The 20,010-nt window shown below is 60.5% G+C and carries 19 protein-coding genes and 1 pseudogene; 11 read left to right on the plus strand and 9 right to left on the minus strand.

Annotation, left to right across the window (positions count from 1 at the left end):
- Positions 1–156: 156 nt before the first annotated feature.
- Complete coding sequence (locus tag MUN84_RS10325; protein ID WP_244698080.1) at positions 157–930, minus strand: PA14 domain-containing protein; 774 nt, start codon at positions 928–930, stop codon at positions 157–159.
- A 246-nt stretch (positions 931–1,176) separates the two neighbouring features.
- On the opposite strand from MUN84_RS10325, the gene MUN84_RS10330 reads away from it, so the two are divergent.
- Positions 1,177–1,683, plus strand: coding sequence for a methylated-DNA--[protein]-cysteine S-methyltransferase (locus MUN84_RS10330; protein ID WP_244698082.1), 507 nt, complete (start codon positions 1,177–1,179; stop codon positions 1,681–1,683).
- A 9-nt stretch (positions 1,684–1,692) separates the two neighbouring features.
- Here the strand turns inward: MUN84_RS10330 and MUN84_RS10335 are convergent, their stop codons facing one another.
- Positions 1,693–2,589: an alpha/beta hydrolase gene (locus MUN84_RS10335; protein ID WP_244698083.1), complete on the minus strand. Its 897-nt coding sequence runs from the start codon at positions 2,587–2,589 to the stop codon at positions 1,693–1,695.
- 166 nt (positions 2,590–2,755) lie between these two features.
- Between MUN84_RS10335 and MUN84_RS10340 the strand changes: the two genes are divergently transcribed.
- The 3 genes from MUN84_RS10340 to MUN84_RS10350 all read left to right on the plus strand — a co-directional run bounded on the left by MUN84_RS10340 (position 2,756) and on the right by MUN84_RS10350 (position 5,321).
- Positions 2,756–3,475 carry a tetratricopeptide repeat protein gene (locus MUN84_RS10340; protein ID WP_244698085.1) on the plus strand — a complete coding sequence of 240 codons (720 nt, stop codon included), beginning with the start codon at positions 2,756–2,758 and terminating at the stop codon, positions 3,473–3,475.
- 76 nt (positions 3,476–3,551) lie between these two features.
- Positions 3,552–4,307, plus strand: a complete 756-nt coding sequence (locus MUN84_RS10345) for a hypothetical protein (RefSeq protein WP_244698099.1) — start codon at positions 3,552–3,554, stop codon at positions 4,305–4,307.
- 228 nt (positions 4,308–4,535) lie between these two features.
- Complete coding sequence (locus MUN84_RS10350; RefSeq protein ID WP_244698101.1) at positions 4,536–5,321, plus strand: SDR family oxidoreductase; 786 nt, start codon at positions 4,536–4,538, stop codon at positions 5,319–5,321.
- 258 nt (positions 5,322–5,579) lie between these two features.
- Here MUN84_RS10350 and MUN84_RS10355 read toward each other — a convergent pair whose 3' ends face one another.
- Together MUN84_RS10355 and MUN84_RS10360 are read right to left on the minus strand one after the other, a co-directional pair.
- Positions 5,580–6,455 (minus strand): RimK family alpha-L-glutamate ligase, encoded by an 876-nt coding sequence (locus MUN84_RS10355; RefSeq protein ID WP_244698103.1) that lies wholly within the window; start codon positions 6,453–6,455, stop codon positions 5,580–5,582.
- A gap of 241 nt (positions 6,456–6,696) precedes the next feature.
- Positions 6,697–8,016, minus strand: coding sequence for an amidohydrolase (locus tag MUN84_RS10360; RefSeq protein WP_244698104.1), 1,320 nt, complete (start codon positions 8,014–8,016; stop codon positions 6,697–6,699).
- A gap of 177 nt (positions 8,017–8,193) precedes the next feature.
- Between MUN84_RS10360 and MUN84_RS10365 the strand changes: the two genes are divergently transcribed.
- Positions 8,194–8,826: a sphingomyelin synthase family protein gene (locus tag MUN84_RS10365; RefSeq protein ID WP_244698114.1), complete on the plus strand. Its 633-nt coding sequence runs from the start codon at positions 8,194–8,196 to the stop codon at positions 8,824–8,826.
- A gap of 14 nt (positions 8,827–8,840) precedes the next feature.
- Here the strand turns inward: MUN84_RS10365 and MUN84_RS10370 are convergent, their stop codons facing one another.
- Both MUN84_RS10370 and MUN84_RS10375 read right to left on the minus strand, forming a co-directional pair.
- Complete coding sequence (locus tag MUN84_RS10370) at positions 8,841–9,623, minus strand: SDR family NAD(P)-dependent oxidoreductase (protein WP_244698116.1); 783 nt, start codon at positions 9,621–9,623, stop codon at positions 8,841–8,843.
- A gap of 117 nt (positions 9,624–9,740) precedes the next feature.
- Positions 9,741–10,556 carry a phytanoyl-CoA dioxygenase family protein gene (locus tag MUN84_RS10375; RefSeq protein ID WP_244698118.1) on the minus strand — a complete coding sequence of 272 codons (816 nt, stop codon included), beginning with the start codon at positions 10,554–10,556 and terminating at the stop codon, positions 9,741–9,743.
- 227 nt (positions 10,557–10,783) lie between these two features.
- On the opposite strand from MUN84_RS10375, the gene MUN84_RS10380 reads away from it, so the two are divergent.
- From MUN84_RS10380 to MUN84_RS10390, 3 genes are all read left to right on the plus strand, one after another.
- Positions 10,784–11,167 (plus strand): WG repeat-containing protein, encoded by a 384-nt coding sequence (locus MUN84_RS10380; RefSeq protein ID WP_244698120.1) that lies wholly within the window; start codon positions 10,784–10,786, stop codon positions 11,165–11,167.
- A gap of 14 nt (positions 11,168–11,181) precedes the next feature.
- Positions 11,182–11,574: a WG repeat-containing protein gene (locus tag MUN84_RS10385; protein ID WP_244698123.1), complete on the plus strand. Its 393-nt coding sequence runs from the start codon at positions 11,182–11,184 to the stop codon at positions 11,572–11,574.
- Between the two features lie 267 nt (positions 11,575–11,841).
- Positions 11,842–13,398 (plus strand): hydroxymethylglutaryl-CoA reductase, encoded by a 1,557-nt coding sequence (locus MUN84_RS10390; RefSeq protein WP_244698125.1) that lies wholly within the window; start codon positions 11,842–11,844, stop codon positions 13,396–13,398.
- Between the two features lie 84 nt (positions 13,399–13,482).
- Here MUN84_RS10390 and MUN84_RS10395 read toward each other — a convergent pair whose 3' ends face one another.
- The gene (locus MUN84_RS10395) at positions 13,483–14,013 is read right to left on the minus strand and encodes a hypothetical protein (RefSeq protein WP_244698128.1); all 531 of its coding nucleotides are present in this window, start codon (positions 14,011–14,013) and stop codon (positions 13,483–13,485) included.
- A gap of 276 nt (positions 14,014–14,289) precedes the next feature.
- Positions 14,290–15,498 (minus strand): homogentisate 1,2-dioxygenase, encoded by a 1,209-nt coding sequence (locus tag MUN84_RS10400; protein ID WP_244698131.1) that lies wholly within the window; start codon positions 15,496–15,498, stop codon positions 14,290–14,292.
- Positions 15,499–15,738: 240 nt separating this feature from the next.
- On the opposite strand from MUN84_RS10400, the gene MUN84_RS10405 reads away from it, so the two are divergent.
- On the plus strand, positions 15,739–16,719 hold the full coding sequence (locus MUN84_RS10405) for a transglutaminase-like domain-containing protein (RefSeq protein WP_244698134.1): 981 nt from the start codon (positions 15,739–15,741) through the stop codon (positions 16,717–16,719).
- A gap of 172 nt (positions 16,720–16,891) precedes the next feature.
- On the opposite strand, the gene MUN84_RS10410 is transcribed toward MUN84_RS10405, so the two are convergent.
- Positions 16,892–18,574: a S41 family peptidase gene (locus tag MUN84_RS10410; protein ID WP_244698137.1), complete on the minus strand. Its 1,683-nt coding sequence runs from the start codon at positions 18,572–18,574 to the stop codon at positions 16,892–16,894.
- Between the two features lie 422 nt (positions 18,575–18,996).
- On the opposite strand from MUN84_RS10410, the pseudogene ruvX reads away from it, so the two are divergent.
- Together ruvX and def are read left to right on the plus strand one after the other, a co-directional pair.
- Positions 18,997–19,406, plus strand: a pseudogene (ruvX, locus tag MUN84_RS10415) (Holliday junction resolvase RuvX).
- A complete protein-coding gene (def, locus tag MUN84_RS10420; protein ID WP_244698139.1) occupies positions 19,403–20,002 on the plus strand; it encodes a peptide deformylase in 600 nt (199 codons plus the stop codon). Before ruvX ends, def begins: the two are co-directional and overlap by 4 nt.
- The last annotated feature ends 8 nt before the right edge of the window (positions 20,003–20,010 follow it).

A 20,010-nucleotide genomic window follows, 5' to 3' on the forward strand; every position in this document is an offset into this window, starting at 1 on the left:
GCACTTCCAGCGGAGCCCCGGTGGTACGCACCGTTAGGGTATACACGCCGGGAGTCAGGGGCACAGGTGGGGTAGCCGCAGCGGCGGCTTCGGCGGCGGCCTTGGCTTTCGCGGCGGCTTTGGCAGCGGCCTTTTCATCGGCTTTAGCTTTCGCAGCTAGGGCCGCAGCACTTGGGCCGGGGCGGGCTTGGGAGCCGCTTTAACGGGGGCCGCTGGTTTGGCCGCTGCCGTAGCAGGTTTGGCGGTAGCAGCGGCGGGCTTGGTGGTAGCCACCGGTTTGGCCGTTGGGGCAGGCTTAGGAGTAGCGGCTTTGGCTACCGGGGCCGGGCGCGGCCCTGCCGGATCGGGAGTTGTGGGGGAACCTAGGGGGTAGAGGTTGCCCATAGGAATGACCTGCGCGGCTTGCCCAGGTGGCACCCACTGGAGCTGAATGCCCGCTTCACCGCCACCATCGTTGTACTCCAGCCGGATGGTGGTTTTTTCGCCGGCCGCTAGGCTTACATTTGGGTCGAGGGTGCTGTTCTTTTTTCCATCCCAGGTATCCAGTACTTTTTTGCCGTTTACCCACAGCCGAACCTCATCTGAGGTAAGCGCCACGAAACGGTAGCGGCCGGTACTCGGGGCGGCCAGCAGCCCCTCCCAGCGCACGGAAAAGTTATCGGCCGGTACGCCGGCAGCCGGCGCGGCCATGCCCCACCGGAAGTCAATGGCGCCATCAATCCGCTGCAGGGCTGGGGCGCCGGCCAGGCTGCCATTGGTGAAGTAAAAGCCCGTGAGGCCAGTACCGAACCCTTGCACTGGCTTAGCTACCCTACCCACGGGAGGGTCAGCCAAGAACCTAGCTTCGGGCCGGCCGGGCGTGGTTGCCACAGCAGGCGTGCCGTTGGTGAAACCCAGCCAGGCCAGGGAACAGACTAGTAGATATCGCACAATATGGAAACTTTGGGTGGACAAATCAGGGGAAGCTGAACCCTACAGCGGCAACTCGGAAAACCCTACGCATTTTGTACATTTTCCGGGTTGGTACTATTTCAACAAGATAAGCCATTTAGGCCAGAATCTTCCCATCTCACTGCCAGTCTGGACTTTTCGCCCGTGAACAGTCCCGCAAATATCGGGTTTTAGGACGTAGGTACGGCTGGGTAAGTGCGTATTTTTGATCTTTCCCTTCCTACCATGACTGAGGCTATTGCGTATTTACCTACCCCACTGGGCCCGTTGGAATTACGGGGTACGGAGGCTGGCTTGCACGAAGTACAATTCGTGAAGCCGCACCTACTGCCAGCAGTTCTTGAGGCCGCTGCAACGGCGCCCATCCCGGTGTGCTTGCAGGAGGCGCACCGGCAGCTGCGGGCTTACTTCAACCGGGAGCTGCGCGAGTTTGACTTGCCGCTGGCCGTAACGGCCGGCACCGAGTTTCAGCGCCGGGTTTGGGCGAACTTACCCACGGTGGGCTACGGCCGCACGGCATCCTACCTAGATCTGGCCCGGCACCTGGGCAACCCGGCCGCCGTGCGGGCCGTGGGGGCTGCCAACGGCCAAAATCCGCTGACCATTATCTGGCCCTGCCACCGCATTATTGGGGCCAGTGGCCAGCTCACCGGCTACGCTGGTGGCCTGGACCGCAAGCGGTGGCTGCTGGCCTTTGAGCAGCCGCTGACCCAGACGACGTTGTTTGGCTAAGCTGACTACCTATCCCGCCGGCCGGAGCGGTAGCCCCACGAAGGCAAGAAGCTCCCGGTAAATGATGTTATGCTGCCAGTACAGATGCAACACCATCGGAATGTGGTTTTTGCCCGGCAACACCCGGTACCCCGGGGCGTGGCCTAGCGTCGTTAATTTCTGCCGGAACCGCGCACTGCTGCTTTGAATAGAGGGGTAGGTTTCGCCGCCCACGTACACCAGAAAAGGCGGACTCTGGGCCGTGACGTGATAGAGCGCCGATACTTCCCGCCAGCCTTCCGGCTGCCGCCCGAACGACACCAGGTACTGCGCATCACCGGCGTACTGCTTTTTCTGGAGGTAGTCGTACATGTCTAGGCCGGCGGGGTCATCGAGAATAGCGCCGCGCACCGGATTCTGGGCTACTCCTCGCCGTTCAAACAGGCGGTTATCGGCAGCCAGCAGCGCGGCCAGGCCCCCGCCGGCGGAGTGACCCATTACGAAGATGCGGCTGGGGTCGCCGCCGTACTCCTTAATGTGGCCAACCGTCCAGATAACGGCCCGGGTGCAGTCGTCGGCCATTTGCGGCACTTGCACCTGCGGAGCTAGTCGGTAATTGATGATAACCGCTACCACGCCCTGTTTGGCGAGCCGCCGCCCAATAAACGAGTACAGATTTTTGCTGCCGCTGTTCCAGTTGCCGCCGTGAATAAATACCACCACGGGCCGCAACGTGGCGCTGCTGGCTTTGGGCGCATACACATCCAGCCGGTGCCGCTGGTCCTGGTACGCCGAGTCGGTGGCGGGCACGTAGGCCACGTCTTGGGTGCGGCGGCTGGGGCGGGCCGTGGCGTATTCGTTGGCAACGGCCAGCAGCAGGGCCAGCACTAACAAGGCGGGCAACACCCGGAAAAATAATGTGGGCATAGAAAGCAGGAAACGGCAGAAAACAGGTACGCTCATCGACCCGGGCCGGATTGCGGGGCCTACCCGAAAGCGCCAACGGGAAGCCCGCGCGCAGGTTGCCCGCCGTCGGTTATCTTTGACAGTTCCCGGCGGCTTACTTTTTGCCGCTCCTGTTCGTTAGGCTTTTATGAAATCCACATTTTTACTTGCGGCGGCCCTACTGCTCTGGGGTGCCGCACCGGCTCAGGCTCAGCGCAAAAGCAAATCGGCTGGCCCGGCCCTGGAAATGACTACCGCCGCCCGCCGGCTCCAGCCCCTGTTTGGGGGGCTCACGCCCGCCCAAGCGGAGCAATTGGTAGGCCCGGCGTACGTAACTAAGGTAGCCGGCAGCTTTGCCTCGCGCGCCGAAGCCAGCCGCTTCTTCAGCACCAAAGGCTATGAGTACCTGCGGGAAAGCCAGCCCGACACGGCCGCCTACCGCTTCAATCTGGCCTGGGTGCTGGACCCCACCAACGCCGACGCCTACCGCGGCCTGGGCATTGTGGTCAGCCGCAACCCTACCCCCGACCAAGCCATTGAACTGCTTACCCGCGGGCTGGCCTTGGCGCCCACCAACAACCTGCTACTCAGCGACCTGGGCACCAGCTACATGATGCGCTACGAGCTGACCAAGAAGAAAAAAGATCTGACCACGGGCATCGAACTCCTGGAAAAAGCCACCACCCAGGACGCGACGAATGCCGTGGCCTGGCAGCAGCTAGGGCGCGGCTACTATTACCAGGAAAAGTACGACCAAGCCTGGGCCGCCGTGCACAAAGCCCAGAGCACCGACCTTACGGCGGTAGACTTCGACTTGGTTTCCGACTTGCTCACCCGCCTGCCCGACCCGCAGGGCAAGTTCAAATAAAGACCCGCCCGCTGGCGTTAGGCAACGACTACTGCCCCGGCCGCGTATGCCGGGGGCCCACCTACCGTCTACCCGCGTGAACATTCGTCCTCTTTTCCCCGCCCTGTTGCTGCTCTCGGGCCTGGCAACAACCCAGCAAGCAACTGCCCAGGATGGTGGCCCCGAACGCCGCCGCCGGTATTATGATGGCAACGCCCGCCCCTACTACCGCGGACCGGTTCGGTTTACGCTGGGCGGCGGCGTGGGGCTGTACAGCGGCGACCTGACCAGCGGCTTGGGCGAACAATTTGTAGGACCCAGCTTTAGCGCCGGATTGCTCTACAAAGTGCGGCCCCGCTGGCACGTGGGCGGCGAGGCCTCCTACGTGCAGCTAGGCGCGAAAGACCAACTAGCGGAGCGCAACCTAGCCTTCCGCAGCCGCAACGGGTCTGGGGTAGTACTGGTTCGGTTTGAGCCTTTCCGCGACGAGGCAGCTTTTGCCGATCCGCGCCGGCCAGCGGCCTTGATTAAGCCTTACCTCAAAGCCGGCGTGGGTTTTCTGCTCTATAGCCCTAAGGCGTACAACGGCACAATGCGCCCCGACGACAATACCGTGTTCCTGCCCTCAGAACGCAACGACTACCCCGCAATGGCCCTGGTAGCACCCGTCGGCATCGGACTCACGTTGCGCCTTACCTCTCAACTGAATGCATCCATCGAGGGCGCTTATTCCTTCACCACCACCGACCAGCTCGATGATATCAGCCCGGTGAGCGGCCGCTCCTCCTCTGACCGCAACGATGGGTTCGGGCAAGTGGAGCTGAAACTAGAGTACGCGCCCTGGAAACGGTAACGCGCAGTTCCAGAAACACACAGGCCCTGACTTAGAGTCGGGCCTGTGTGTTTCCGGGGTTATGTGCTTCTAAGAAAGGCCCGCCAGATGGTGGGCCTTTTCGTGCCGGGAAGTTTCCTGCTCGACTACTGCTAGCCAGAGTAGAATCCTCATTTTTGCAGGGGCAGTTGCAACTGTCAGATCAATCTGTAATCCGTACAACACTTCAGATACTCCCATATTCTCTCTATGCAAACTTCCTCATCTAGGCCAGGGCGCTGGAACCTGACGGGCCAAGTGGCCTTGGTTACGGGCGCTTCCAAAGGCATAGGCGCAGCTGTAGCAACTGAACTGCTGGCCCTGGGCGCTACGGTGGTAGCCGTAGCGCGTACGGCTCCGGACCTGGAGCAGCAGGTAGCTCAGTGGCAGCAGCAGGGCCTGGACGCCCACGCCCTGCCCGCCGACATAAGCACGCCGGCCGGCCGGGCCCACTTGCTGGCTACGGTAGCTGAGCGGTGGCCGCAGTTGCACATTCTGGTTAATAACGTGGGCACGAACATCCGTAAGCCCACCGTGGAGTACTCCGAGGAGGAATACCGCTACCTGTTGGCCACCAACTTAGATTCGGCCTGGGAGCTAAGCCGGGGGGTGCAACCGCTGCTGGTGGCCGCTGGCGGGGGTAGCATCGTAAATATTTCCTCGGTGGCGGGGCTGGCCCACGTGCGCACCGGGGCCGTGTACGGCATGACCAAAGCAGCCTTGATTCAGCTGACTCGCAACCTGGCCGTGGAGTGGGCCGGGCTGGGCATTCGAGTAAATTGCGTGGCCCCCTGGTACATCAAAACGCCGCTGGCTGCCGGTGTGCTGGGCAACGAGGCGTACTTGCATGAGGTGCTGAGCCGCACGCCCATGCGGCGCATTGGGGAGCCGGAGGAGGTAAGCGCCGCCGTGGCCTTCTTGTGCCTGCCGGCCGCCGGCTACATCACGGGCCAAACCATCAGCGTCGATGGGGGCTTCTCGGTGAATAGCTTCTGAATAAGAACTGAATAACGACGTAGGCAGCTAACAACTCTGCGCCGTGAGGTGAGCCTAATAGCCTGAAAAGTCCTTATCGTATCATACGATAAGGACTTTTCAGGCTGAAGCAGACAAGAAATTAATCAGGGAGGCGTCGGTAGTGGGCCGATCAGACTGTGTAGTCAGTAAAGAAAGAACGTCATTCCGAGCTTGTTGAGGAATGGCGTTCTTATGAAGCGGCTAACGCTACCTGCCTACACAAACGATTACGCCTACTCAGTTACTCATGTGGCGCAACGCAGCTTCGTAGCGGGGCAGGGAGCCGTCGGCGGAGGCCAGGTAGAGGAAGGGTTCGATTAGCTCTAGCTCCATGAGCAGAAACTCGCCGTTCTGGTCTAGGCCATCGACGCGGGCGTAGAGGCAACCGGCGGCAAACTGCTGCACAATGACATCGGCAGCTTGGCGCAGGTGGGCCGGGGCCTGCCGGGGCTCAATGCCGCCGCCGAGGTAATGTTGCACCCGAAAGTCGCCGGACTTGGGGGTTTTGAGCACGCAGTGGCTGAACTCGCCGCCGAAATAAATCAACGACCACTCACCTTCTTCCTGAATTTCGGGCTGGAAGGGCTGCACCAGGAAATCCTCGTCGCGCAGCAGTTCCTGCAGTTGGGGCTGACGGATGGCCGACTCCTGGCGCGTGAGCACGAAGGTATTTTTGGCGCCCCCGCTCACGGCAGGTTTCACCACCAGCGTATCGTGGCCCAGCTTGTCGAACAGAGCGGCCGTTTCTACGGCCTGGCCGCGGCTCAGCCAGTGGGTGGGCACAATGCGCACCCCGGCCTGCTCCATATCCAGCAAATATTTTTTGTCGGCATTCCAGCGCACGGTAGCTGCGGGGTTCAGCATTTTCACACCCAAGCTTTCCATCCGGTCGAGCCATTCGTAGAACTCGCCCACCCGGTCGAAGTAGTCCCAGGGCGATTTCACGACTACCACATCATAGCGGAGCCAGTCAACGGCGGGATTGGTCCAGACGCGGGGCTCCACCGTATGGCCCTGCTCGCGCAGGTAGCGGGTCAGCAGGCCGTCCTCATCTTCCACGTTGGGGGCGGCGTACTGGGCAAGGCTTTCACAGGTAACTAAGGCAATATTCATTACGGGTGCAGAGAGAATTTGTCGTTTTTTCGGATACAGGCGCCGGTTGGCGGCCTGGATGGGCTACTAGACGGTAAAGTTGCACTGCGGTTGCGCTTTACTTATTAAAGCGCAACCACGCTGTCCTTCCGAGTGGAGCGAGGAATCTAGGCCCGCCTCTAGAGAGTAACCCAGATTCCTCGCTCCACTCGGAATGACAAGGGAAAGCAGAGGTAGCTCCCTCTGCTTTAGTCTGAGGGTGCTACTTCTTGCCCGCGCTAAGGTAGTCGGCGGCCAGGGTAGCCAGGGTTTTCACGCCCAGGGTCAGCCCGCTTTCATCCACGAAGAAGCCGGGCGTGTGGTGCGGGGCCGTGTCGGCGGGGTTCTTGCCCTTGGGCATGCCACCCACGAACACGAACAGGCCGGGCACTTTCTCCTGGAAATAGGCAAAGTCCTCGGCCCCGGTCACGGCCTTCTGCACCCGCACGTTGGTAGTGCCGGCGGCCCGGTTCAGGCTGGGCACCATCTGCTCGGTCAGGTGCGGGTCGTTGTAGGTCACGGGGGCGTAATTCACGATGTCTACCTCGGCTGTGGCCCCGGCGCTTTCCGCAATATTGGTGGCCGTACGGCGCACCGCTGCCCATATTTTCTGCTGCATGTCCTTGTTAAGGCAGCGGATGGTACCGGTCAGCTCCACCTGCTCGGGAATGATGTTGTTGCGCACCCCACCGTGCACCATGCCCACCGTCAGCACAGCCGCGTCTTCCGTCAGTTCAGTTTGGCGGCTGACGATGGTTTGCAGGCCCAGGATAATCTGGGCGGCCGTTACCACGGGGTCAACGGCCAGCCAGGGGTAGGCGCCGTGGGCCGATTTGCCCTTCACCTTGATGTTGAATACGTCCGAGGAGGCCATTTCCCCGCCGGGACGGTAGGAAAGCTGGCCTACCTCAGTCTGGGCCTGAATGTGCACCCCGAAAATAGCATCCACTTTGGGCTTGTCGAGGGCACCTTCCTGCACCATGAGGCGGGCGCCCCCTACCACGCCGGGCAGGGAGCCTTCTTCGGCGGGCTGAAAAATAAACTTCACGGTGCCGGGCAGGTCCTTCTTCACTTGGCTCAACACCTCGGCGGCTCCCAGCAGCATGGCCACGTGGGTGTCGTGGCCGCAGGCGTGCATGACGCCCACTTCCTGACCGTTGTAGGTGGTGCGGGCCTTGGAGGCGAAGGGCAGGCTGTTGCTTTCCGTCACGGGCAGGGCGTCCATGTCGGCGCGCAGGGCCACCACCGGGCCGGGCTTGCCACCCTTCAGAATCCCGACGACACCGGTGCGGGCCACGCCGGTTTGCACCTCAATGCCTAGCTTTTTCAGGTGCTCGGCTACTAGCGCGGCGGTGCGGGTTTCCTGGTTGCCGAGTTCGGGGTGCTCGTGCAGGTCGCGGCGCCAGGCAATAACCTTGGCTTCCTGCTGGGCCGCGAGCTTGGCAATTTGGGCGTCGAGGGCTGTGTTTTGGGCCAGGACGGGGGCCGCCGTGAGGAGGGCCGCCGTAAGGGCAGTACAGGTGGTAGCGGAAAAAAGCTTCATGAGGAATCTAGAGGTAGAGGCGCACAGGCCGTTGGAGAGGAAAAGTACGCCGCAAACCGTTTCGGACCGAAAGCACCCCGCAAAAAACCGCGCTAGCTGAAATGGCGGTAGGTTTGCCACCGCGGCGTCTACTGCCTCTGGGGCAGCAAGACGAGGCCGCTTTACTTCTCTCGTTGCATGTTGTCTTCTTTTCCCACTTGGCCGGAAGCGTGGCGGCACCCGGCGTTCCGGCGGCGCCTGCTGCTGGTACTGGCCCTGCTGCTGCTGCTGGCCGCCAGCCTGCCGCGCTTTTTTGCCTGGGTGCAGGCCCGCCCCGGCGTTATCCTGCCCGATCCGCTGCTGGCCTTGCTGCCCGCCCGCAACGTATCGGGGCTGACGTTTGCCATTATTTACCTGGGCATTGGACTGGGGGTAGTTACGCTGCTACCCCAGCCCTACCGGCTGCTACGGGCCCTCACGGCCTACCTACTCCTGCACGGGTTTCGGTGCCTGACCCTGGCCCTATTCCCCCTGGAGCCGCCCATTGGCCTGATTATACTCCGCGACCCGCTGGTGGAGCAACTGTTTTACGCGGCGCCCGCCCCCATTACTAAAGACCTGTTTTTTTCGGGCCATACCGCCACCTTGTTCCTGCTGGCCCTGGCAGTACCCGCTGGCTGGCGCCGCCGCGTTCTACTCGTAGCCACCGTGGCCATTGGGCTGCTGGTGATGATGCAACGGGCCCACTACAGCTACGATGTGCTAGCCGCTCCGCTGTTTGCGGGTCTGAGCTTCTGGCTGGCCGGCAAGCTGACGCCCAAACAAGGCTGAGTCTAGCTCAGGTTTTACTTCAAGTGCTTCTCGTAGATACCGGCCGCAATGCGCTCCGTGAGGCTTTTGGGCACCAGAGAAGTCAAGGCCGCCGATACCTTATTGAGCGCGCCAGGAATCACCTCTGCCTCGCCAGCTAGCAGGGCGGCAATACCCGCTTCGGCTACCTGTTCGGGCGTCATGGATACTTTGTTGGCCACGGCCTGCAGGTCTGCGTTCATGCCGGCGCGGTCGGCAAAGTCGGTGGTGGTGGCGCCGGGGCTCAGGCACGTTACCGACACGCTGGTTTCGCGCAGCTCGTAGCGCAGACCCCGCGAGAAGCTGAGCAGAAAGGCCTTGCTGGCGGCATAAAGCGTAAGGGTAGGCACGGCCTGGTAGGCGGCCGTGCTGGCCACGTTCAAAATGTAGGCCTTGGGCTGGCGACGTAGCAAGGGCAGCAGGGCGTAAGTCAGCTCCACGGGCAGGTGCATGTTGAGCTGGAGCATGTTCTGCTGCTGGGCCAGGGGTAGTTCCTCAAACCGCCCCCAGAGGCCATAGCCGGCGTTGTTTACCAGCACGGCCAACTCCTGCGTTTGGGCGGTAACCCAAGCTGCCAACTGGGCAGAGGCTCCGGCACCGGCCAAATCCAGGGGCAGTACCTGAGCTGAGCGCCCCAGCTGCCGGGCTTGCGTGGCTACTTGCTCCAACTGGTCGGCGGAGCGGGCCGTGAGCAGCAGGTCGTAGCCTTGGCGGGCCAGCACAAGCGCCATGGCCCGCCCAATTCCGCGGGAAGCACCGGTAATAAGGGCAGTTTTCAAAGGCGAAATGGTGAAGTAGTGGGGTTGTGCAGTAGCCGTATGAGGTAGTAGGCAGATAGGTAAACCGCCTGTCACCCTGCATAAGCTCAGGATGACAGGCGGTTTACTTGCCGAGTATTACTTCACCAAGTGAAGAAACCGCAGGTAGAACGGGGTAGGGCTGTTTTCGTGCTTGGGCTCGTATTTGCCGGCAATAATGGGCACGTACATCACCCGGCGGCGGGAAGCTTCGCCCACCAGCGGCGACTGGGCCACGCGGTGCCACATGCGGCCGTCGTGCACGGTTAGGTCGCCGGCTTCAGTTTCTACGGCTACCTCGTGGGGGTCGGGGCCTACGTCTTTGTAGTATTTCTTGCGGAAGAGAATGTCGCGCAGGCCCTGGCGGTGGGTGCCCGGAATGAGGCGCAGGCCCCCGTTGGTGACGGGCGTGCCATCGAGGTGAACACCCACGTTGAGCATGGGCCCAATTTTCTTGCCGTAGAATACGTCGCGCAGGGAGTCCGTGTGCCAGCCCATCTGCGAAAACTCCGAGCCCGCCACGTTCACGTAGTGGTTAATCACCAGCCCGTCCTTCTCGTTTTCGCCTACCCGGCCGCCGGGCGCTTCCAGCAGCGGAAACAAGGCCTGAAACCGCGGGTCCTGCAGAAATTCATGCAGCACGGGGCTGTGGTGAGAAGCAAAAGCAAAGCGCTGCACAATGGGCGAGCCATCCACATCCTTACCGTACTTGATGGGCACTCCATTTACTTTCTTGACGTCGTCGGTCAGCCACTGGTGTTGTACCTGCTGGGAAGCCTGCAGCAGGCTCTGAACGGTTTCCGGGGAGATGAAAGCGCGAAAGTGGAGAAATCCATGCTCCTGAAAGAAGGCCAGCTGTTCGGCCGTCAGGCTTTCTCCCAGGGTAAAACGAGGATAGGTTAGTTGTAAGGGCATAAGCAAAGGCGGTCAGCAAAACGCCTAGTGAGGGGAGGCAAAGATACGATACCAAGGTTCCCGCTGCAGAAAAAGTGCTTCCCAACCCTGAAATCCGACAACGCAGTACCGTAGGGCGCGCCTCCCGCGGTGAAGAATGAGTGAATCAACCGCCGACCCTGCGTTTGGTTTACCGCGGCTGCGTACCTTAGCTGCAATAGCCGGGGCTCACCCAGGCCTTGTCGCGCATGAAACGCCCCCTATTCCTGCTGTTGTTGCTGATGCTAGCGGCTGCCAATTCCGCGTGGGCGCAAACGGCCACTTCCCGCCTGGTGCCGTTTCGGAAGGGCGGCAAGTGGGGCTACGCTGACCAGTCGCGCCGGCTGGTGCTGCCCCTGCGCTACGACGAGGCCGGGCCCTTCGTGGAGGAAATTGCCTGGGTGCGCCAGGGCCAGCGCTACGGCTACATTGATGGCGGCGGTAACCCCGTGACGCCCCTGCAGTTTACCCGAGCCACTACCTTCCGGCTGGGCCGCGCCACCGTGGAGCTGAACGGCGAAACCTTCGAGTTGGGCCCCACCGGCCAGCGCCTGACCGAGCCCGCCCCGCCGAGCTGGAGGAAGAGCCCCTAGAGCACGGCGACCTAGTGCGCAAAGAAGGCAAGGTAGGCTTCCGCTTCACGGTAGGTAGCGGCAGCGTGCCGGCCCTCTACGACGAAATTCGGGAGAACTACAACGGCTTGCTGTTTGTGCGCCAGGGTAGCAAGTGGGGCGTTATTGATAGCCGAGGCAAGCTGGTGCAGCCCGTGCGCTACGATGCTATTCGCCTGACGAGCAACCTGATGTTTCCGGTGGTGCAGTTGGGTCAGCTCTTCGGCTACCTCGACGAGGAAGGCAATACGCTCACGGAAATCCGCTACCCCAGGCCGAGCCTTTCCTCGGCGACCTGGCCCGGGTGCTGGCCCCCGATGGGCAGCCCGGCTACATCAACGCTAACGGCCAGGAGTTCTGGGAGTAGTGGTGAAATGGTGCGGTGGTGAAGTAAGGAGAGTGGTAAGGAGGCCGGTAGTCACCATCAGATGTCGAAGTAGTGCGGTTGGTGAAGTTGTTAAGTTGACGCTTCACGCCAGGACGGCACCACTACTAGCTAGGTAGCGTAGCCTATACGCTACCTATTTTATTCCCAGCTGTGCCTTTACTGGCCGCAGAAGGCTAAAACGCGGCGTCCCATCTTTTACTACTACCCGCTATTCGCCGTAAACCGCCTACCTTCCTTTCCCTCCCGAACCCTTAACTGCTCCCGCCTTATGCTCTTCACGCCCAGCCCCATGCTGCTCAAGCTGCTTTACACCCGCGGCAGCCTGCATAACACGCCCGAAGGAGTGGCTTTCAGCATCAAGAACCGCCTGGATACAGTCCGCGTGACGCGTATCGACCACGTCCGGATCGGCGACACACTGGTTCCGGCCGAGCAAATTGCCCTCGATTTAGGCGACGGGAACGTGCGGCCCGCCACGGTGCTCAACGCCGATGGCTCGGGAATTAACCTACCTGTTGGTCAGACGGCCACGTTTCATCTGGCCACACGTCCGCTCAAGGAAGGCATGCATACGGTGCAGGTACAGTTTGCGGCGGAGCCCTTCGGCGACCTGACCGTGGAAGTGGAGGACGCCATTGCCCAGCAGCCCGAAAACCGCACCCGCATTCCGCGCTCCGAGCAGGACGATTATTCCGAGGCCGCCATTCAGGCCCGCCAGCAGTTTGCCGAGGAGTTTACGGGTCAGCAGTTCGAGCATCTGAAACAATATTCCTTTGATGCCCACGCCCTGCAAGGAAACTGTGAGCATTTCACGGGGGTAGCCCAGATTCCGGTGGGCTTGGCCGGCCCCTTGCGCGTAAACGGCGAGCATGCCCAGGGCGACTTCCTGATTCCGATGGCTACCACCGAAGGCACCCTGGTAGCCAGTTACAACCGCGGCATGCAGGTGCTCAACCTCTGCGGGGGCGTGAAGTGCACCGTCATCGGCGACGCCATGCAGCGGGCCCCGGTGTTCGTGTTCGACGATGCCCGCGGGGCCCGCGACTTTGGCCAGTGGGTAGCGGCAGAAATCGAGCGAATCCGGCCCGAGGCGGAAAGCACTTCCCGCGTGGCCAAACTGCAGTACATCGACACCTATCTGGCCAATAAATTCGCCTACCTGCGCTTTAACTTTTCAACCGGCGACGCGGCGGGCCAGAACATGGTGGGCCGCGCTACCTTCGCCGCCTGCTCCTGGATTCTGGAAAACTACAAAGGCGCGCCCATCCGCCACTTCTACCTCGAATCCAACTTCGCTACCGACAAAAAGGCCTCCCAAATCAACGTGATGCGTACCCGCGGCAAGCGCGTGGTGGCCGAGTGCGTTATCAAGCGCGACATTCTGCAGCAGCGCATGCGCGTGACGCCCGAGCAACTGGCCTACCACGGCCAAGTTAGCAACGTGGGCGCGTTTCTGAGCGGAGCCAACAACAACGGCGCCCACTCGGCCAATGGCATTACGGCCCTGTTCATTGCCACTGGCCAGGATGTCGCTAACGTGTCGGAGTCCTCGGCCGGCGTGCTTTACTCAGAAGTCACGAAGGAAGGCGACCTGTACCTGAGCATTACCATTCCCTCCCTGATAGTAGCTACCCACGGCGGTGGCACCGGCCTGGCTACCCAAAACGAATGCCTGCGGATGCTGAACTGCGTAGGCCGCGGCACGGTCAATAAATTCGCCGAAATCGTGGCCGGGGTAGTACTGGCCGGGGAGCTAAGCCTGGGCTCCGCTATTTCCTCCTCCGACTGGGTCAGCAGCCACGAGCAATACGGCCGGAATCGGTGAGATGGTGAGTTTACTGTTCAAACCGCGCCATTAGCGCTAACAGAACAGTAAACTCATCATCTCACTAGTTCACTATCTCACTACCTACAGCGGATCGGCGGTTACTTTGAAGCGGGAATCGGTGCGGATGGTGATGTCCCGGCTGATGGGCTTGCGGATTTTAGCTTCCGTGGACAGGGTGTAGCTGCTGGCCTTCACGTACTTGTCTAGCTTTTGGGTGGAAGGCGTCAGCTGCAGCGTGTTTACGCCAGTCGGGATGTTATCCAACGAGGCCAGCATGATTTTGTCGTTAGCATCAGTGCTGATGTAGATGGTGATGCTCTGCAGAAAGTCGAAGTTCTCAGAGTTCGGGTCGGTGATGGTGAGCGTAAGCCGGTCGAGCTTTACGTCTTTCACCAGGCTGGCGCTGGTGTTTTCGTTCTTGAACTTCTCGTCGGAGCGAGTCGTCACGGCAATGGGCGTGAGCGGCACTACTTGCCCAATGGGGAAAGCGCTGGCAATTTTCACCGACTGTGAGTCTTCGATATAGAAGGTCAGCAGCTTATCAAGTTTATCACAGCTGGAAAGAATGGCCAGTAGCAGGAGCACCGGGGCCAGAAACAGGATTTTTTTCATGGGTTTTGCAATTTTGGCGAAGTTACGAAATCCGTGCCGTTGTGGGTTTGCTAGCGCGGCTAGTCCACTAGCTCCTTTGCCAGGGTGCACGGCGCGGCGCCACCGTTCCTAGTCTAGGTCCCTACCCCTTTGAAACATGACAAGCCCTTACGTCCGTGGTGGAGGTAAGGGCTTGTTATGTTAGCAGGCGTTTGGCAAAGAAAGGAAGGATGACTTTGGTACCCTCACCATGCCATACATGGCATAAACTCGCTCTATCACTAACTCACTCACAACTTAATCCATCATGTCGGCGGCGCGGGGTGGGTCGTGCTGGAAGTCGGGCTGCCAGCTCATGGGGTAGCGCGGGTCTACGTAGGGCAGGGCCGCCTCCGTGAGGTAGAGCGGGCGGAACGTGTCCACCATTACGGCTAGCTCGTGGGTTTCCTTTTTGCCGATGCTAGCCTCCACGGTGCCGGGGTGCGGGCCGTGCGGGATGCCGCTCGGGTGCCAGGTAAAGGAGGCCAAATCTACCCCGCGCCGCGACATGAAGTTGCCCGCCACGTAGTACAGCACTTCGTCGGAATCGACGTTGGAGTGGTTATAGGGCGCCGGAATGGCCAGCGGGTGATAATCAAATAGGCGCGGCACGAAGGAGCAGATGACAAAGTTGTTGCCCTCGAACTGCTGGTGCACGGGTGGGGGCTGGTGGATGCGGCCGGTTATGGGCTCGAAATCGTGGATGCTGGTGGCGTAGGGGTAAAAGTAGCCGTCCCAGCCTACCACGTCGAAGGGCGAGTGACCATACACCAGCGTGTGCAGCAGCCCGTCCTTCTTCACCCGCACCTCATACTCGCCCGACTCGCGCACGTCACCTTCTACCAGCTCCGAGGGGCCGCGGAAGTCCCGCTCGCAGTAGGGCGCGTGCTCCAGCAGCTGCCCGAAATGGTTGCGGTAGCGTCGGCAGGTTTCCACGGGACTGAACGACTCGATGATGAGCAGGCGTACTGGTCCTTCCTCGAAGTGCAGCTGGTGAATAATCGTGCGCGGAATTACTACGTAGTCGCCGGGCTCGAAGGCCAGCTTGCCCAACTGGCTCCACAACTCGCCCCGGCCCTCATGCACAAAAATCACCTCATCGGCCAGGGCATTCTTGTAGTAATAGTCCATGTGCTGCTCCGTGGGGTTGCAGATGCTCATGGTCACGTCGGCGTTGCCGAGCAGGGTTTGGCGGGCCTGCAGGTAGTCGCCGCCGGTGGTGGTATGGGCCAGGGTGCGCAGGTGAGCCGGCTCCAAAGGCCGGTCTTTTAGCAGCTTGGGCGCGTAAGGCCGCGGCTCTCCTACCTTCCGAATGTCGGTGGGCGCGTGGCGGTGGTAGAGCAGCGACGAGACGCCATGAAAACCCAGCGTACCTACCAGCTGCTCGTGGTAGAGGGAGCCATCGGGCTGCCGAAATTGGGTGTGCCGCTTGCGCGGAATCTGGCCAAGGCGTTGATAGAAGGGCATATGGGTAGGAAGTAGCGGGTGGGAACTGCGGGTAGAATGCCGTAACGTGAAGGTACAAAGTTTGGCCGGAGGCTTGGGTGTTAGTGCGACACTAGAGGAATCTGGGCTACTAACAAGAGGCTAACCCAGATTCCTCCCTGCGTTCAGAAGGACAGAAAGGATGCATGAACCATAACAATCTTTCGTGTCGTTTCTTTGCACTCTGATTATCAGCCGGGACAACCCAGCTACCTCTGCGTTATGCTCTCGTTTTTGCTCCCCTTGCTTTCCTTGCTGACAATAGCTCAGCTACCCATGCCTGCTCCCCGTAGCCGCACGTTCACGTTCGACTATGCCGCCACCATTCCGGCCCAGCCGGCCGGCACCAAAGCAGTAGACCTGTGGCTGCCCGTGCCCCACGATGATAAATCCCAGGATATCCGCGACTTGCAGGTAACTTCGCCCGTGCCGTATGATATTCAGACTGGCCCGTATGGCAACCGAATTCTGCACCTGCGCGCTACTGGCCAAGCACTGCAGGGCTTCACGGTGGATATGCGCTTGCGCGCTACCCGGCGCGAACACCTGGCTCCGGCCCTGAGTGGGCAGCGCCCGCCTCGCGAAGCTGCTGACCCCAACTTGCAGCGCTGGCTGGCCGCCGACAGCCTCGTGCCGCTTGACCCGCAAATTCGGCTCTGGGCGCTGGAGGTAGCTACCAAAGCCCAGGCGAAAACCAATTTGGAAAAGGCCCGCGCCGTGTATGAGCACGTGGTCAGCACCGTGAAGTACGACAAGACCGGCCAGGGCTGGGGCCGCGGCGACATCTACTACGCCTGCGACGCCCGCCGCGGCAATTGCACCGATTTCCACGCCGTATTTATTGGCTACTGCCGGGCCCTGGGTATTCCGGCCCGCTTCAGCATTGGCTTTCCCCTGCCACCCGAGCGCGGCACGGCTGAAATTAAAGGCTACCACTGCTGGGCCGAGTTCTACACGCCCGAAACTGGCTGGGTACCCGTCGATGCTTCCGAAGCCGCCAAAAACCCCGACCGTCGCAACTACTTCTTCGGGGCCCACGACGAAAACCGTCTGGAGTTCACCCGCGGCCGGGACTTGGTGCTGGTGCCACGCCAGAACAACCCGGCGCTGAACTACTTTATCTACCCCTACGCCGAAGCCGATGGCAAGCCGCTAACCGGCATCAGGCAGGAGTTTCGGATGCAGGATCTGGCCAAAAAATAGTCTTGGGCCCGGTCACGCGTGCTCAAGGCAGCGTGAGGTATATTACTCTCAACTCAAAGGGGTACCCTTCTGGTGGTCATCGGTTGAGACTACAACCGGTTGAATCATCTATAAGCAAAGGCCCGCTACTCTTTAGAAGAGCAGCGGGCCTTTATACTGTGCTTTGAGGCTTTTATTTACCCAGCAGGCCTAGCATAGCTGTAGTTCCGGGCTCCTGCATAGCGCGCAGGGCGTGCTGCATCTCGGCGTCTTCCTGGTTTAGAACCTGGTAGTAGGCTGACTTGCCGTAGGCGCTGCGGGCAATTAGGGCCTTGAGCTGGTTGCGCAGCAGGGCCGCGCTGCGGCGCATATCAGCGGGGTTCTGGGGCACACCGTCGCGGGCGCCTTTGGCAGCCAGCTGCTGCAACTGCACGTCGTTGATGTGGAAGTTATGGTTGAATTGTTCGAACCGCAGGGCTTCTAGCTCGGCTTTGTGCTCCTGGTAGTAGGTTAGGGCAAACTCGCGCACCAGGTTCAGGCTTTGCAGACGGGTGTAATAAGCAGAGTGGGCCGTAGTGTCCCGGGGCACAAACAGGTCGGGCATAATGCCACCACCGCCGTACACGGCGCGGCCGTGGGCCGTGCGGTAGCGCAATGAATCAGCAAAATGGATGCTGTCGGCGTGGAAAAACTCGCCGTGGCGCTGCCGGTTCTGCAACTCCTGCTCGTATTCGGCCAGGCCACCCCGGTAGGACTTCTGAATGCTCCGGCCTGAGGGCGTGTAGTAGCGGGCAATAGTTAGGCGGAGTTCTGAGCCATCATTCAAGGCAATGGGCTGCTGCACCAGGCCCTTGCCAAAGGTGCGCCGACCAACCAGCAGGGCCCGGTCGTGGTCCTGCAGGGCGCCGGCCAGCACCTCGGCGGCGGAGGCGCTGCCTTCGTCTACGAGCACGACTAAGGAGCCTTCTTCGAAGTCGCCGACTACCCGCGAAAACGTCTGGGTATCGTACTGGTCGCCCTTGCCGTCAGTGTATACAATCTTCTTGGTACCTCCGATAAATTCGTCGGCCATTTTGGTAGCGCGGTCGAGGTAGCCGCCGGGGTTGCCGCGCAAGTCTAGCACGAGGCGGGAGAGGCCCTGCCGGCGCAAGTCGCCCAAGGCCGACTTAAACTCATCGTACGTACCACTGGCAAAGCGGCTGACCTTGATGTAGCCCGTCTGGTTATCTACCATGTAAGCCACATCCACCGAGGAGTTAGGAATGCGGTTGCGGGTTACCTGCACGCTGAGCGGGCGGGCCTGCCCGCGGCGCAGCACCTGCAGCAGCACATTACTACCGCGCGGACCGCGCAGTTTGCCAAACATCTGCTCCGTCGTCAGGTGCATGCCCGACACACGCTGCCCGTTCACGGCCAGAATACGGTCGCCGGGCTGCAAGCCAGCGCGTTCGGCCGGGCCGTCGCTGAGGGGAGCCACTACGGTTACCGTGTCACGGAAGAGGTTGAACTCTACCCCGATACCGTCGTAGTCGCTCTGCAAAAAGGAAGAGGCTTGCTGCTGCTGCTTGGCCGGAATGAACACGGAGTGCGGATCAAGGCGCTCCAGCATGCGGCTAATAGCGTAATCGGAAAGCTCTTCGGCGTTAACGGAGTCTACGTAGTCGCGGTCAACGTAGCTCAGGATTTCTTTGAACTTTAGATAGCCACGAGCCGTGAGGTCGGGGTTCTGATCAGAAGGCCGGAAGGGGTTAGCGCCCAGTAACACTCCACACGCCAAGGCCAGGGCTAACAGCCACGGCTGACGCACCTGCCGCCGGGAATTTTGCGGGGCAGACTCCAACGCGGGACGTGGCGAGTCGGTCGGCTCGATGTTCATAAAGCGTTGAGAGAGTAGTAGTTTAGGCGATACGTAGCGAATTTCAATACGAGCAGGTCTTCAAAACTATTGAAACTATTCCAAGAATACCACCCCGAACATAGAGGGATAGGCATTTTCGAATAACAATGCAATTTTTTATTACTTAAACTCTAATGTATCAGATTTCTCAGTTCATATTCCCGGCTCGGAAGCCCCTGATGGTGAACTTAGTGCAAAGATTGTTTTATGACTTTAGAAAGACGAACTGGTTTCGGCTAAGCAGTAAGTTTCGACGATAAACGTACGCCACTACCCCCGACCGGATTGCCCGGTGGCACCCGTGGGCTTCACCTTTCCGGGCTGGTGTCGTATCTTTGAAGCGCGGCGCGAGGTAATAAACTGACCCGTTGCTGTTTGGCTTTCTATTTTTTCTCTTCGCGATGGGCCGAATTCTTGCCATCGACTACGGGCACAAGCGCGTGGGGCTGGCCGTTACGGACCCGCTTCAGCTTATTGCTACCCCTCTTGACACGGTGCATAGCCAGGATTTGCTGGCCTACCTGAAGGCTTACCACCTGCGCGAGCCCCTGGCGGCACTGGTCATTGGCATGCCCAAAAACCTCAACAATGAGGCCACCGATTCGACGCCGGCCGTGGTGGGGTAGTGCGCCGCCTGCGAAAGGAATTTCCGGAGGTGCCCGTGCACGAAATAGATGAGCGGTTTACCTCGCGCATGGCCCACGCGGCCATGCTGGCCGGGGGCCTGAGCAAAAAGGACCGCCGCGACAAAGCCACCGTCGACCGGGTGTCGGCCACCATTATTCTGCAATCTTTCCTCGAATCCCGATGATTTACCCCATTGTTGCCTTCGGCGACCCGGTACTGAAAACGCCGGCTAAAGACATTCCTGCCGACTTTCCGGCCGCGGAGCTAAAGCAAATTATTGCCGACATGTATGATACCATGTACCACGCCCACGGCGTGGGGCTAGCCGCGCCGCAGGTAGGCAAGAGCATCCGCTTGTTTGTGATTGACTCCGAGCCAATGCTGGACGAAGACGAGGACGGCAACCCCATTGTGGAGGAGCCCACGGCGGCCCCGGTGAAGCGGGCTTTTATTAACCCCCGCATGGTAAGCGAAACCGGTGAGGAGTGGGGTTTTGAAGAGGGCTGCCTGAGCATTCCGGGCATTCGGGAGAAGGTAGTGCGCCACTCCACCATTGTGCTACGCTACGAGGACGAAAACCGTCAGCAGCACGAGGAAACCTTTTCGGGCATGACGGCCCGCGTGATTCAGCACGAGTACGACCACCTGGAAGGCATCTTGTTCACCGACTACGCTTCGGGCCTGAAAAAGCAACTGCTCAAGGGCAAGCTAGCGCGCATCAGCAAGGGCGACGTAAGTGCCGACTACCGGATGCGTTTCGTAGGCCAGGGCCGGCGGTAGGCTCAGGT

The sequence above is a fragment of the Hymenobacter sp. 5516J-16 genome (genome assembly GCF_022919335.1).
Taxonomy (GTDB): Bacteria; Bacteroidota; Bacteroidia; order Cytophagales; family Hymenobacteraceae; genus Hymenobacter; species Hymenobacter sublimis.